At 45.7% G+C, this 14076-nt stretch carries 12 protein-coding genes; 7 read left to right on the top strand and 5 right to left on the bottom strand.

What is annotated here, in order from left to right; genetic code table 11:
• The first annotated feature begins 60 nt into the window (after positions 1-60).
• Both K339_RS0124130 and K339_RS0124125 read left to right on the top strand, forming a co-directional pair.
• Entirely contained in the window at positions 61-1143 is a 1083-nt protein-coding gene (locus K339_RS0124130) for a TlpA disulfide reductase family protein (protein WP_028525905.1), read from the top strand.
• Positions 1144-1184: 41 nt separating this feature from the next.
• Positions 1185-2216, top strand: a complete 1032-nt coding sequence (locus tag K339_RS0124125; RefSeq protein WP_028525904.1) for a ferredoxin--NADP reductase — start codon at positions 1185-1187, stop codon at positions 2214-2216.
• Between the two features lie 2 nt (positions 2217-2218).
• On the opposite strand, the gene K339_RS0124120 is transcribed toward K339_RS0124125, so the two are convergent.
• Positions 2219-3376, bottom strand: a complete 1158-nt coding sequence (locus K339_RS0124120) for a cysteine desulfurase family protein (protein ID WP_028525903.1) — start codon at positions 3374-3376, stop codon at positions 2219-2221.
• Between the two features lie 337 nt (positions 3377-3713).
• Between K339_RS0124120 and K339_RS0124115 the strand changes: the two genes are divergently transcribed.
• Together K339_RS0124115 and K339_RS0124110 are read left to right on the top strand one after the other, a co-directional pair.
• Positions 3714-4697 carry a YheT family hydrolase gene (locus K339_RS0124115; protein ID WP_028525902.1) on the top strand — a complete coding sequence of 328 codons (984 nt, stop codon included), beginning with the start codon at positions 3714-3716 and terminating at the stop codon, positions 4695-4697.
• A complete protein-coding gene (locus K339_RS0124110; RefSeq protein WP_028525901.1) occupies positions 4694-5236 on the top strand; it encodes a hypothetical protein in 543 nt (180 codons plus the stop codon). Before K339_RS0124115 ends, K339_RS0124110 begins: the two co-directional genes overlap by 4 nt.
• A 103-nt stretch (positions 5237-5339) precedes the next feature.
• On the opposite strand, the gene K339_RS0124105 is transcribed toward K339_RS0124110, so the two are convergent.
• The 3 genes from K339_RS0124105 to K339_RS0124095 all read right to left on the bottom strand — a co-directional run bounded on the left by K339_RS0124105 (position 5340) and on the right by K339_RS0124095 (position 7680).
• On the bottom strand, positions 5340-5771 hold the full coding sequence (locus K339_RS0124105; protein WP_028525900.1) for a hypothetical protein: 432 nt from the start codon (positions 5769-5771) through the stop codon (positions 5340-5342).
• An 88-nt stretch (positions 5772-5859) separates the two neighbouring features.
• The gene (locus K339_RS0124100) at positions 5860-7032 is read right to left on the bottom strand and encodes a glutathionylspermidine synthase family protein (protein WP_028525899.1); all 1173 of its coding nucleotides are present in this window, start codon (positions 7030-7032) and stop codon (positions 5860-5862) included.
• An 18-nt stretch (positions 7033-7050) separates the two neighbouring features.
• Positions 7051-7680, bottom strand: coding sequence for a Cj0371 family chemotaxis-regulating polar lipoprotein (locus tag K339_RS0124095; protein ID WP_028525898.1), 630 nt, complete (start codon positions 7678-7680; stop codon positions 7051-7053).
• A gap of 280 nt (positions 7681-7960) precedes the next feature.
• Between K339_RS0124095 and mdh the strand changes: the two genes are divergently transcribed.
• Positions 7961-8890 (top strand): malate dehydrogenase, encoded by a 930-nt coding sequence (mdh, locus tag K339_RS0124090; RefSeq protein ID WP_028525897.1) that lies wholly within the window; start codon positions 7961-7963, stop codon positions 8888-8890.
• Positions 8891-9003: 113 nt separating this feature from the next.
• Positions 9004-11022, top strand: coding sequence for a plastocyanin/azurin family copper-binding protein (locus K339_RS0124085; RefSeq protein ID WP_028525896.1), 2019 nt, complete (start codon positions 9004-9006; stop codon positions 11020-11022).
• Positions 11023-11097: 75 nt separating this feature from the next.
• Here K339_RS0124085 and K339_RS0124080 read toward each other — a convergent pair whose 3' ends face one another.
• Positions 11098-12684 (bottom strand): hypothetical protein, encoded by a 1587-nt coding sequence (locus K339_RS0124080; protein WP_028525895.1) that lies wholly within the window; start codon positions 12682-12684, stop codon positions 11098-11100.
• A gap of 239 nt (positions 12685-12923) precedes the next feature.
• Between K339_RS0124080 and K339_RS0124075 the strand changes: the two genes are divergently transcribed.
• Positions 12924-14048: a DmpA family aminopeptidase gene (locus K339_RS0124075; RefSeq protein ID WP_037301789.1), complete on the top strand. Its 1125-nt coding sequence runs from the start codon at positions 12924-12926 to the stop codon at positions 14046-14048.
• The last annotated feature ends 28 nt before the right edge of the window (positions 14049-14076 follow it).

Raw genomic sequence — 14076 nt, 5'->3', positions numbered from 1 at the left:
CGAATACCCATTATCTTGCCATAACATTTACATTTCACTGAAACTCAAAACCATTTCGCGATGAAAAAACTGTTATTGTCGTGCCTTGCACTACTTCCGTTTTTAGCCGTAGCCGACCCAGCTCCTTTCTCGGTCACGGGTGCCATCAAAGGCATAAAAGATCAAACTATTTACCTCCGTTACGGCAAATCCATTGATTCGTTGAAATCAGCGAATGGTGAGTTTACTTTTAAAGGCCAGGTGGAAGACCTTACGACGGCCTACCTACGTGTGGGCAAAACGCAAACTTCGTTTTTTCTTGAAAAAAACGCTACGCTTACGTTTGCAGGCAACCTCGAAGAACTTGAAAATGCCAGTGTTTCAGGAAACCGTATCAACGATGATTTGTCACGTTATACTGCTTCCATTGCAGCACTTAACAACGAACGACGCCCCGTGATGGCGGCCTTGATGGATGCGTACCAAAAGAAGCAGCCTTACAAAGAATTTAACGAGCAAGTCGATAAAATTGACGAGCAGATTACGGAAAAAGCGAAGGAGTTTATCAAAACTAACCCTGAGTCGTTGGTAAGTGCGTGGTTGGTGCGTAGTCGTTTCTTCTACGGCGAAGACAGCGATTTGTCAAGTATGTACGGTTATTTAAAAGGCGACGCGCTAACGTCAAACTTTGCCAAAGATTTGAAGAAAAAAATTGACGTTAATGCCAAAACAGCGGTTGGACAAATGGCCATGGAGTTTACTCAAAACGATGTAAACGAAAAGCCTGTTTCGTTGTCATCATTAAAGGGGAAATACGTATTGGTTGATTTTTGGGCGTCATGGTGTGGCCCGTGCCGCCAAGAAAACCCGAATGTGGTAAAGGCATTCAACGCTTACAAAGACAAAGGATTTACGGTTTTGGGCGTATCACTTGATCAGAAAAAAGACCCGTGGCTCAAAGCCATCGAAAAAGATCAATTGACGTGGACGCACGTTTCGGATTTAAAATACTGGCAAAATGAAGTGGCGGTGCAATACGGCATCAATTCGATTCCTGCTAGCTTTTTGCTAGACCCGAACGGTAAAATCGTCGGCAAAAACCTTCGGGGAGAAGCCCTGACCAAGAAATTGGCTGAGTTGATGCCTGATAAGGACGTTAAATAACAACACAGGGCGAGGCTAAGACCTCGCCTTTTTTATACCCTATGGAGCCCATTACGCAACTGTTAGAAATTAAGGAAATCATTGAAGAAACCCCCGATGCCAAAACCTTTGTATTGCAACCAATGGATGGACGTCCGTTGGCGTACCAAGCGGGGCAATTTTTGACATTTTTGTTTCAGGAACACGGGCATGAAGTTCGTCGTTCTTTTTCACTTTCGTCGGCACCAGCGGTGGACGCCCTTCCGTCGATTACGATTAAGCGCGTAGCCAATGGGCTTATTTCTCGTCCATTACTGGATTATAGTCGTGTGGGAGAACAGTGGGAATGCCTTCCTCCTGCGGGGCGGTTTGTCCTTCCGACCCAGCCACCGAAACACGTTTTTTTATTGGCCGCAGGAAGTGGAATTACGCCACTTTTTGCCCTTACCAAAGAGCTGTTGGCCAAACATCCATCTACCCAGATTACGTTGGTTTACAGCAATAAATCAGTAGAATCGACCATTTTTTACCATCAACTTACCGCCCTCCAAGCAGCGCACCCGACCCAATTAAAAGTTATCTTTTTGTGGGGCAATGCCAAAAATCTGCGTTGGGCGCGCCTCAATGGTACATTATTGGAAGAAATTATTCAACAAACCCTCAACGGAGCGCCTTTTTCTGAGGCTCGCTTTTATGCCTGTGGGCCGTTCCATTATATGTTAATGGTGGAAATCAGTTTGTTGACGATGGGTTTTCACAAAGACCAACTTCAGCGCGAACACTTTGTGATTGAATCCAAACCTCCTACGCCTAAACATTATCCTGCTCAAACGATTTTGGCCAATTTTAGAGGAGCACAACAAACAATTTCAGTTCGCGAAAACCAAACGCTACTGGATGCTGGTCTTCTAGCGGGCTGGCCATTGCCTTATACGTGTCGCGCAGGGCGATGTGGCGCGTGTATTGCGCTTTGTAACTCAGGAGAAGTGGAAATGGAATATAACGAAGTGCTGACCGATGAGGAGATTGTCAATGGCCAAGTGCTAACCTGCATGGCGCACCCCCTCACCGAAGGCGTTACTATTTCTTGGTAAAATTATACCCCAACTGTTTTATACATATCTGCCACCGTCGCTACTGCGTAGTCGATTTCGGCTTCGGTGTTGTATTTACCAAACGAAAAACGAACGTTGCCGCGCTCAGGAGCGACACCCAACGCCGACAATACGTGCGAACCTACCTCCGAACCACTCGAACAGGCACTTCCGCCCGAAGCCGAAATTTTGGCAATGTCCAAGTTGAACAACAACATGTCGTTGATGTCAGACGGTGGTAAGCTTACGTTCAAAACGGTGTAGTTGCTCCGCTCAAGGTTGGCCGAGTCGCCGTTGAAACGAACATCTTCTATTTTTTCGCGGAAGCCCGCAATCATTCGTTTTTTGAGGTTTTCTAAATGGGCACGGTGAGCGTCCATGTCGCGGTAGGCGATTTCCAAAGCTTTGGCTAATCCAACAATGCCATAGACATTTTCGGTACCTCCGCGCATATTACGCTCTTGCGCTCCCCCGTGAACATAAGGTTGAATCCGTACATCGTTGACGTACAAGAATCCAACGCCTTTGGGCCCGTTAAATTTATGGGCCGCCCCCACGACAAAATGAGTCTTTAAATTTTTCAAATCATGGCGCAAATGCCCCATGGTTTGTACCGTATCACTGTGAAAAATGGCGTTGTATTGCTCACACAAATCACCCACAGCGTTCAAATCCAACAAGTTGCCGATTTCATTGTTGCCGTGCATCAACGAAACCAACGAACGAGGGTTTGTCTTCAATAACTCTTCTAAGTGGTTTAAGTCAACATGCCCTTTTTCGTCGATGTTGACCATGCTCAATTTGATTTTTCCCGCTTTTGCCAAGTGCTCCAACGTATGCAAAACCGCGTGGTGCTCCAACGGAGACGTAATGGCATGGGTAAGGTGATAGGCTTCGACACTGCAAATGATGGCGGTGTTGTCGGCTTCGGTTCCTCCAGAAGTAAAAAACAGCTGTGAAGGAGAGGTATTGAGCAGGGCTGCGACGGTCTTGCGTGCTTGTTCAATCGCCGATTTTACAACGCGCCCGTGGCCATGAATCGACGACGGGTTGCCGTATTGCTCCGTAATCCAAGGGAGCATCGCTTCAATAACTTCCGCGTCGATAGGAGTGGTAGCGGCGTTGTCTAAATAAATACGGTCTGCAACTGAACGAATCATACAAAAAGAGATTAGTAAAGGTGGAAAAGCATAGTTGTTTCAACAACTATACGCAAAAATAAAGGGAATCTTTAAACCCAACAACCTACCGAGTCGATTGACTATTGGTTTTTAACTTCTCTTTGTCTTTATATTTTTTTGAAAATGAAGTCATTGAGAAACCGTACATCTGCTTTTCGTAGAAATGTGCAAAATAAATCATTGCCCAATGAGCCAATTCCCAAATCCATAACATCTTCTAATGAAAGATAAGTTTCTAGGAATGAAGCACATTTTTAATCCCAGGGGCACACGCTTTTCGCCAAAATAGCCGCAATTTTGTGCAAAAAATCTCCGTATGCCCGTTATTCACCGTTCGACTTATCCTGGCCCACCGCGTTATTTGTTCAATGGGCATTTGCAAACAGTCATTCCAAGCGTTTTTCGTAAAATCAAAGGAGTAGCGTATGAACGTGAGCGGCTGACGCTGTCCGACGGTGACTTTGTTGACCTCGACTGGCTCGATAGGGGTAGCAAAAAGTTGGTGGTGCTCACCCACGGCCTTGAGGGCGACTCACATCGGCATTACGTAAAAGGAACGGCGAAGTTGTTTGCCCAACATGGCTGGGATGTGTTGGCGTGGAATTGCCGCTCGTGCAGTGGCGAGATGAATCGCGCTTTTAGGCTTTACAACCACGGAGAAACAGGCGACATTGCCGAGGTCATCAACCATGCGCTGCGCACCAAACACTACGAAAACGTTTCGCTCGTGGGGTATAGCATGGGCGGGAATATTTCGCTGAAGTACGTCGGTATCAGAAAAAACGATTTGCCTGACGTTGTGCGAGGAGTTGCGGCCTTTTCGGCACCTACCAACTTAAAAACAAGCGCTCAGTTGTTAGATTTACCCCAAAATCGACTCTACCGCGAGCGATTCAAGAACAAGCTCCTCAAAAAAATCACGGAAAAAGACCGACTGTATCCCAACCGAATCGACCTAACCAAACTGAAAGAGGTGAAAGTGTGGAAGGACTTTGACGATTATTTTTCGGCCCCCGTCAACGGTTACCGCGATGCCGACGATTTTTACGAACAAGCATCTGCCGCCAATTTTATTGAAAACGTCAGTATTCCAGTCCTCATTTGTAACGCCCAAAACGACCCGATTCTCAACGCCGACTGCGCGCCCAAGGCATTGGCGGAGAAAAACCCGTCTATTTTTGTAGAAACCCCCACCGAAGGAGGCCACGTTGGTTTTATGGTCGCCAACGACGAATTTTCGTGGGCCGAGCGTAGAGCCTTGGAGTTTTTGACTTACTCTACACTTTATACTATTTTATGAAAACCATAGACATAATTATCCAACACAAAGAACTATTTACCCCCACCAATATCACCTTCAGAACTGCTTTTTCTGTTAATCCTTTTGATGTTTCTAGGTTCGGGTATGATACGCATTTAATAGAGGTATTTAGAGAACTAGGGGTGGACTATAAAGAACTAGACGAGCTAACTGTGAATGAACACAAAAGTAAGTCTTACCAATTTGAAGCCGACCAATCGCTCTATTTAACATTAAAAGAGAAGTTAAACGAAGAGATTCCTATCTTATTAATTCCATTCAAAATAACTTTTTCTGAAGAAGATATTGAATCTCTTTCTAAGAGAATGGAGCTAGAAGCAATAGAAAAATTTAGAAATACTAATCCAATGAAAGACTTGCTAATTCCAACCCCTATCAAGTTTAGAGTACAAGAAACGATGAACCCAATGAGCAGCTGGCATTTTTATCCCCCAAGTTCTTTTAAGAGTTTCAAATTTGAACAATTTTTATCATTAAAATACAGATTTACATTTGAAATGTATCCCGAAAATAGCTAGCAATCAGCAGAAAACAACTACCTATTCATTGCTGTTCGTCTGGTTGCTCACAACCAAAATTCCCGTTCTAAGCGAGTTTTACTTGAGCTAAAAAGCCAACTCTTTATTGCTTTACAAAAGTATATTCCACATTCTTTATTATCTTTTTTGTCGAATAATTGTACTCTTTGTCAATAAAAAACTGAATATTTTTCTTATCTCTAAAGGCGTAAGAGTAAACCTGAACTTTTCCAATAGCTTCTATGGGGAGTGTTGTTTCATCCGCTACATCAATGTTGCACTGGTCAGGGCCAAAGTTATATTCAAAAGAACGCGAATCTGTTTCCAAAGATAAAATTCCCTTTCTTTTTGAATCGGTAAAATTCAACACAATAGCTGGAGGTGTATCGACAACCATTAATCGGTTATTTTCATCTGTGTATTCAAAACGCTCCAAACGCCAAGAGCCTTCAAGTTTCTTGCCAACAGTAACATAGTCGGGCTTGCAAGAAAAGCCAGCTAGAATTAAAACGATTAGATAAAAATAGGTTTTCATGGATCTGAATATTGGAGTAAATAACAGGATGCTCGCGCCATCGCTGTGCGTCTGGTTGTGAGCAACCAGACGCACTTATACGAAGTCGTTATTCTACAATGTGCCCTACAAACTGAGCGGTATTGTCAATGATTTTGCCGCCGCGACGGTAGCCCAAGCCGCAGCCTTCTCCAGCCCAAAAAACGCCTGCTTGGTAGCGCTTTCCGAGCGAATCGCGCGAAAATTCGACGTATTCTTGATAGACTTTTTCGTAATCACCATAGTCACCGTCTGCCGACGAAACCACCGAGCCATTGCTTTCAATGATGCGGACATTGGCTCCTTCTCGTCCAAAAAGCACCTTTTCGACGCTGGTTTTGTCGGTAAAAGGCTGCAATGAGGTAGGCAACAGCAGCGGGTGATTGGGGTACAAATCCCAGAGTAATTTTAAAATGTATTTCGACTGAAAAAGCAAGGTATAGGCGGGGTTGATAATGACCGCTTTCCCGTTTTTAACAATACTTGTCAATAAGCCCGCCAATTCAGGTTCTTCGTAACCAATGTACTCCCAAGGCACGAGTTTGAACCAAAAATCGAAGGACTCAAATTGCCCATTTTGAGGATTTTGCCTAAAAATCCCTTCCGAAGGCGAAAACTCAATCTCGTCGATGTAGCTAAACTCTACGTCAAAGCCTGCTTCCCGCGCGGCTTCGCCCAATACGGCCACGTTGGTATCATCTTCGGGGGCATCGCGCATGGTCGAAAACAACAAGGTCGGGTTTAAGTGACGATTGCGCTGACGAAGTTCCGAAAACTGCGACTTTAATGCTTCATAAACGTTGTTAAACTGCTTACTCTCATCCATTTGGTTGGCCTTGAGGTGCGCCCATTGTACCACGGCAGTTTCGGGAATACAAGTAGCAGTATCGGCGTTAAACTCAATGAGCTTAATCGGCTCCCGCCCTACTCCACCTGCCAAATCGAATCGGCCATAAATGTGCCAATGGCGCTCATCTTCCCACGTCAGTTTGACCAATTCAATCAAATTTTCGGGAATACCCATTTCTTTCCAAAGCTGGCGGTCGATGGCGTGCTGGGCAGCTTCGGCATAAATTTCGTAGAGTTCGTTGGCGGCGTTGTAATACGCCTCGGCCTCGTACGATTTAATGGCTACCGCCTCGTTGGTCAGGTAAGGCAGCGTATCGGCCCCAAGCATCCAATCCCAACCTACGTTACGGAGTTGAGTTTCGGGGCTATTATTCAAATAATGTGTTCGTATCATGGTTGTTGTCAAAAAAAATTATCCACCAAAACTGCGCCCTGAGCGACTGAAAAATCCGCTACGGCTACTACTTGGCCGCGACGCCACGCTTTTGCGGTGACTGTGGTAGTTGTCGTGAATACCCGATGAGCGCGAATACACCGACGAATTGGCATACGCCCCCGAGCTGTATTGGCGTTCACGTTGTTCATTATAAAATTGAGATGAATTGTTACGTCCCAACATATACCCCATTCCTCCCCAAAGTAGTGCGTTCGACAGCGAGCTACGGTGGTGATGGCTATGATAATGATTAGGGTTGTTGTAATAATCCCGCGTTGTAGAGTCGGTTTTCACCAGCCTTTGTGCTTCTGCTACACTCAGGGTATCGCGGCGGCCGTCGAAGTAACGCACAATCGCCCCCGCTTCCGACGCATTTTTCACCTCTACTTCATCCGTGATTTTAAATTCACCCGGTTTCATTTCGGTAATGTAAGTTTTAACGGGGCGGCCTTTGTAGGGCGCTTCTGTTTGTTCACGGTCATTGTCCGACGAACCACCACAGCTTTGCAGCATCATTCCCCCATTCAATAAAGCCACCGACAAAGCAGCTCCTATCGTAATTTCTCGGACGGTTTTAATCACCGCCCCGTTTCGTTTAAGTGTCATATTAGTAAAGGTTGTAGTAATAATCAATTGGTTAAAATTAACATTTCATGGCCGAAAACAGTAATGCAAAGGTAAGGTAGTGATTATACGGTTCACAATCATTTTGGGATGAGCAGCAATTTCCAAGAACAGTCTCCTTGTGAAAAATGGATGAACGGCGTCAAACTATCTATTTTTAGCATTAAAAATACCGCTAAGAGTAGCTTCGATTGGTTTTCACCCTATATTTACGGCGCTAAGTGAAAGTGACCAGTTAATTCACCAAAAATTCATATTCCTAATGAAAATTACCGTAGTAGGGGCAGGTGCAGTAGGTGCTACCTGTGCTGACAACATCGCCCGCCGTCAATTGGCCCAAGAAGTAGTATTGCTCGACATCAAAGAAGGTTTGTCGGAAGGAAAAGCCCTTGATATGTTTCAAACAGCTACCTTGAACGGGTTTGATACAAAAATTACCGGTTCGACAGGTGACTATGAAAAAACAAAAGGTTCGGACGTAGTTGTGATTACTTCAGGGATTCCTCGCAAGCCAGGTATGACGCGCGAAGAACTTATCGGTATCAACGCTGGTATCGTAAAAGGCGTAGCAGAAAACATTTTGAAATACTCTCCTAAAGCCATCATCATCATCGTTTCTAACCCAATGGACACCATGACGTACTTGGCGTTCAAAGAGTTGGGCTTGCCTAAGAAGCGTATCATCGGTATGGGTGGTATTTTGGACAGCGCACGTTTCAAGACGTACTTGTCTTTTGCCATGAATGCTTCACCTAACGACCTCCACGGCATGGTAATCGGTGGTCACGGTGATACTACCATGATTCCTTTGACTCGTTTGGCGACTTACAACGGTATTCCTGTGAGCCGTTTCTTGTCAGAAGAAAAATTGCAACAAGTAGCCGCTGACACCATGGTAGGTGGTGCTACTTTGACAAAATTGATTGGTACGTCGGCTTGGTACGCGCCAGGTGCGGCAGTAGCGACGTTGGTAGAAAGCATCGTTCGTGACCAAAAGCGTATTTTCCCTTGCTCGGTGTATCTCAATGGCGAGTATGGCCAAAAAGACATTTGCATGGGTGTACCAGTGGTAATCGGTGCAGGTGGTTGGGAAAAAATCATCAGCCTTCGTTTGAGCGAATCAGAAAAAGCTGCCTTTGCAAAATCAGCAGATGCTGTTCGTGCGATGAACAATGTGCTTACAACAATGTAATATTTCCTCTTTGGAGGAGAAAAATTGGGCGGAGTACTCGAAGTACTCCGCTTTTATTTTGGGTAAAGAAGGACTTTTTAGACCTTTGTATTGAAAAATTAAGATAGTTGTTCATGAAAAAAGGAATTGCTTATTCTCTCATTGTTTTGTTGACGTCGGTACTCGCAGGGCAGGCCCAAAACCGCCCCATGACCGAAGAAGACTATTACCGTATTGTTACCCTGCCTATCCCCGAAACAGTCCAATTGGAAGTGGGTGGATTGGCCGTCTTACCCGATGGGCGTCTTGCTGCTTCTACGCGCCGTGGTGAAGTGTGGATGATTACAAATCCCTACCTTAAAGGTTCGGGCCAAGCTTCTTATAAACGTTTTGCTCACGGTCTCCACGAGCCACTTGGATTGTTGTACCGCCCCGATGGTTCATTTTTGTTATCTCAACGCGGCGAAATCACGCACCTTGTTGACTCAGATAACGATGGCGTTGCTGACATTTACGAGTCGTTTTATAAATGGCCATTGTCTGGAAATTATCACGAATATTCGTACGGCCCAGTACAAGCACCCAACGGTGATTTGCTCGTCACGCTTAACCTCGACTGGATTGGCCGTGGCGCGAGTTTAGCCAAATGGCGCGGCTGGTTGTTGAAGTTCGACGATAAAGCAAACATGACCCCCATCGCCACGGGGCTTCGCTCTCCTGCGGGCTATGTTGCACTCCAAAGCGGAGATATGTTTTATACCGAAAACCAAGGTGACTGGGTAGGTTCGGGGCGCATGACTCACCTCGAATCGGGTGATTTTGCGGGAAACCCCGCAGGTTTGCGCTGGAGCCAAGAGCCCGAATCACCTGTTAAGCTCAAGACAGAAGACATTCCTGATACGGGCGAGCCGCTTTACGAAGTAGCCAAGCGCGTTCCTGGATTGAAGGCTCCTGCCGTATGGTTTCCGCACACATTAATGGGGATTTCTACCTCCGATATTCGTGAAGACATGACCAAAGGGGCATTTGGGCCTTTTGAAGGACAATTGTTTGTCGGCGACCAAGGGCACAGCAAAATCATGCGTGTTATGCTCGAAAAAGTAAAAGGACGCTGGCAAGGAATCTGTTTCCCCTTCCGCGAAGGATTCCAATCGGGAATTTTGAGAATGGTTTGGGGGCTTGATGGCTCTATGTTTGTCGGACAAACGAGCCGTGGCTGGTCAGCGACGGGAAAAGACAATTTTGGGATTCAACGCTTGGTTTGGACGGGTAAAACGCCGTTTGAAATGAAAACCGTGAAAGCGACTCCTGATGGTTTTGAAGTAGAGTTTACTTTGCCCGTTGACAAAAAAACCGCCCAAGATGCGGCTTCGTATCAGTTCAATACCTTTACTTATAAATACCATCGCACTTACGGGAGCCCTATTATTCGTGCTTCTGAACGCGTGATTAAGCACATTCAAGTTGCGGATAACGGCCTCAAAGCGCGGATTGTATTGGATAGCTTAAAACTTGGTTACATCCACGAAATCAAGGCCGAAGGCATTCGTTCGGCGGCAGGTTTGCCACTTTTACACAATGTGGGTTATTATACCTTAAACGAAATTCCTGACGGCGAAAAAATCCCAACGTCGCAATGGAACGTGGTTGCTCCCGCCAAAATGGCCGATGCCAACGCCCACGCAGGGCATACCATGCCTGCGGCTACTACAACTACTCCTGCCAAGGCCAGCAATAGCCCCAAACGGGTGATTGAACAGCCTGTGAATTGGAGCAATGGCCCCGACCAAGTAATTATTTTGGGCACAAAACCTGGGTTGAAGTTCGATATTACGGATGTTCAGGTGAAAGCAGGAAGCAAAATCAAATGGGTTTTCAACAACAACGACGACATGCTTCACAACTGCGTCCTTGTAAAACCTGGCACCGCCAATCCAACGGGCGAAGCGGCGATTAAACTCGGACTTAAAGGCTCTGACATGCAGTACGTTCCTAAATCAGCGAATGTATTGTTTCATACCAACATTCTCCAGCCAGAAACCAGCGAAACCATTTATTTCGTAGCTCCTTCTGAGCCTGGCGATTACACTTTCCTTTGTACTTTTCCAGGACACCATACCTTGATGCAAGGTAAAATGAAAGTGGTGAAGTAAAGAATAAAAAAAGAGAGGTTCCAAGTTTGTTTGATTAACCTTGGAACCTCTCATCAAAATCAGAACGGAAAATACTTACTGTGGACGGTAACGGTTTCCTACTTCCAGCGGCGTAAAATCCTTAAAGGTATTGCCAATTGCCTTATCAGTCGCTTCCTTTTTATTCTCCCAACCCGCATCCAAATCAAGCGTTACCAAGCCTTTAATGGCCAAAGCCGCCCTAAATTCGTCACGTTTTTTAGCATAATCGTTTTGACGACGGGCTGCTTTCAGCGCAAACTCCCGCGCAAAAACATCACCTTTGTTCTGAATCTCTATTTTCTTTTCCAATACATAATTATAACGGTCGAGCAAATCGCGCAGTGGTTTTCCAATTACCTCCGCCGCTTCCAACGCCCCAATCGTGGCAATGGTCGTTCCGCCAATCGCCGTTACAATGGTTTTGGTCTGTGCCGTTTTTATTAACGCAGGCGACAAACCCGTAGTAGCCCCCAACGACGCATTGACCATCGAGCGATTCTTCTTTCCTTTTTTGGCTTTTAAGTACGCTCTTTTGAGTTCTTGCTCTTTTTCAGAAAGTTGCGTCACTAAGTTCCACGCCTCCACCAATGAATTTCGGTACAAGGCATACAACTGACGATCTCGCTCAATTTCGTTGACCGCATTCTGGATTGTAAACCGAATCTTCTGCTCTTTTCGATTTTGCTCTTTATCCAACACAAAAAAGTTGATATAGAACGTCAACGAATCGTGCGGATCTTTTACAAAATCATAGGTAGGCGTCCAGATGAATTCGTATTGGTTATTGGTATTTTTTACCAACGCTTTGGAAGGTACGTCGGGGTTATCTGTCACAAAATCAAAGGCTTCAATGTCATCGTCACCGTTAGGATCTGACAAAAAGAACTTCAAATTAATGGTCGTATTTTCCTTGGCCTTGAAGGCATCTCCCTTCGGAATTTGAATAATATCGGGCGGCAAGTCCATTTGAGTCGCCTCTAATTTGAGGCGTCCCTTGGCCCGCGCTTTGCTTGGCTGATCTTCTACGTAAAAGTCGATGTAGATGGGCTTATTTTTCAAGCTGTTGAATTGCGTCATCGAAGGATGCCACGTCAATTCGCCCGCTGCCGATAGCTTGGCACCTTCGGGCAGGGTTTCAGTGACGGGAATAATCGCGAGCGGGTCGTTGTCTTCATCCTTCAACGCATTGGCATCAATTTGGTAAATGTTCTGCGTGCGATTCTGGACGTAAAACGGCTTCAAAATGTCGATTTGTGGTGGCCGATTGACGTGAATGACCCTCAAATCAAACGAACGCGTTGCCGTTTCATTTTGGCCATTTTTTGCTTCTACAATCAGCTGTATCGACTTCTGCGTGTTGGTACGATCAGCCAAATCATACGAAGGCACCCACTCAAAATACCCCGTCGAATCAAACTTCATGTCTTCGAGTAAGCCCTGTTTTACCGTGAAGTGAATCAGCGAATCCGACTTCCCCCCTAGGGCTTTTAGACGAAACTCAATACGACTTCCTTCATGCACCACGTTCCAGTTTGGCTCATTAGGCAGCTCAATGTGGAAATTAGAGCGGTTGTCTTGGGCGCATACGATTGTCTGAAAATGAATAAATAACAGGAAAAAGAAATGAATGGAATATCTCATGGTAGCTTCAAAATCTCATCTGATTGAATTAAACGCAAAATTACACCAATGATTTTACGTCTCTTCAAATAATTGTTTTATTTCTATACTTATCCAAGAAAAACTTAAATCATACCAACGTTTAATTGCATATTTTCAAGAACCTTGTTTTCACTCGCCAATTTATTCTACTTATTTATTTAATTACTTCTTTGTTACGAAATCAGGCCCTTTTGTTCTTTAAATACTTCAAAAAAATCATGCACCGCCTCTACCTACTGCTACATATCGTCATTTTTTCACTGCCTTTTTCACTCGCCGCCCAACGCGCGCGTGACCTGGGAGTTCGTATCGGAGTGCTTCCTACGGGCAAATTAAATGCCATTACCGACGTAAATGGCGTCAAAGTAGGACATACAACGCTGGTCGTAGGTGACAGCGTCCGAACGGGAGTTACGGCTATTTTACCCCACGACGGCAACCTTTTTCAACAAAAAGTACCCGCTGCGATTGAGTTGGGAAATGGCTTTGGTAAATTGGCAGGCTACAGCCAAGTCGCGGAGTTGGGCAACCTCGAAACGCCCATCGTTCTGACCAACACTTTGAGCGTTCCCGCTGGCAGTGCCGCCTTGGTGGATTGGACGTTGCAACAAAAAGGCAACGAAAATGTCCGCTCGGTCAACCCTGTCGTCGGTGAGACCAACGATAGTTACTTAAATGACATACGAGGTCGCCACGTAAAAACCTCCGATGTCCTTCAAGCCATCCAACGCGCTACTACTACCAACCAAGAAGAAGGCTGCGTGGGAGCAGGAACGGGTACGGTGTGCTTTGGCTGGAAAGGGGGAATTGGGACGTCATCACGCAAGCTTCCCCAAAAACTGGGAGGCTATACGGTGGGCGTTTTGGTACAAACCAATTTTGGCGGGGTTTTGGAAGTGGCAGGTGCACCCGTTGGCGTGGAGCTGGGCAAGTATTCGTTCAAAGAAACCCTCGACAAATCGGGTGATGGCTCTTGCATGATTGTGGTAGCTACTGATGCGCCCTTGGACGCTCGAAACCTGAAACGCTTGGCAAAACGTGCCTTATTGGGCTTAGGCAAAACGGGGGGAATTATGGCCAACGGCAGCGGCGACTACGTCATTGCATTTTCCACAGCGTATCGGATTCCACACGAATCCAGCTCTCCGCTCGAAACTTACCCTCTCCTGCGCAACGACGACACCTCGCCGTTGTTTCTAGCCGCGATGGAAGCGACGGAAGAGGCCATTATCAATTCGTTGTTCATGGCCCAAACGACCAAAGGCCACCAAGGGCATACCATTGAGCGGCTTCCTGTGTCTAAAACGTTGGAAGTGTTGAAGAAATATGGAAAAGCAAAATAATGTCGAGTGCTGAGGGTTGCTCACAACC

Origin of the sequence: Runella limosa DSM 17973 (assembly GCF_000482465.1) — a bacterium.
In the GTDB taxonomy this organism is placed as follows: domain Bacteria; phylum Bacteroidota; class Bacteroidia; order Cytophagales; family Spirosomataceae; genus Runella; species Runella limosa.
This window is presented reverse-complemented; position numbering and strand designations above follow the sequence as displayed.

Excerpts from the sequence above, each read along its gene's own strand:
- K339_RS0124130 (WP_028525905.1), top strand. The coding sequence starts at position 61 with ATGAAAAAACTGTTATTGTCGTGCCTTGCACTACTTCCGTTTTTAGCC.
- K339_RS0124125 (WP_028525904.1), top strand. The coding sequence starts at position 1,185 with ATGGAGCCCATTACGCAACTGTTAGAAATTAAGGAAATCATTGAAGAA.
- K339_RS0124120 (WP_028525903.1), bottom strand. The coding sequence starts at position 3,376 with ATGATTCGTTCAGTTGCAGACCGTATTTATTTAGACAACGCCGCTACC.
- K339_RS0124115 (WP_028525902.1), top strand. The coding sequence starts at position 3,714 with ATGCCCGTTATTCACCGTTCGACTTATCCTGGCCCACCGCGTTATTTG.
- K339_RS0124110 (WP_028525901.1), top strand. The coding sequence starts at position 4,694 with ATGAAAACCATAGACATAATTATCCAACACAAAGAACTATTTACCCCC.
- K339_RS0124105 (WP_028525900.1), bottom strand. The coding sequence starts at position 5,771 with ATGAAAACCTATTTTTATCTAATCGTTTTAATTCTAGCTGGCTTTTCT.
- K339_RS0124100 (WP_028525899.1), bottom strand. The coding sequence starts at position 7,032 with ATGATACGAACACATTATTTGAATAATAGCCCCGAAACTCAACTCCGT.
- K339_RS0124095 (WP_028525898.1), bottom strand. The coding sequence starts at position 7,680 with ATGACACTTAAACGAAACGGGGCGGTGATTAAAACCGTCCGAGAAATT.
- mdh (WP_028525897.1), top strand. The coding sequence starts at position 7,961 with ATGAAAATTACCGTAGTAGGGGCAGGTGCAGTAGGTGCTACCTGTGCT.
- K339_RS0124085 (WP_028525896.1), top strand. The coding sequence starts at position 9,004 with ATGAAAAAAGGAATTGCTTATTCTCTCATTGTTTTGTTGACGTCGGTA.
- K339_RS0124080 (WP_028525895.1), bottom strand. The coding sequence starts at position 12,684 with ATGAGATATTCCATTCATTTCTTTTTCCTGTTATTTATTCATTTTCAG.
- K339_RS0124075 (WP_037301789.1), top strand. The coding sequence starts at position 12,924 with ATGCACCGCCTCTACCTACTGCTACATATCGTCATTTTTTCACTGCCT.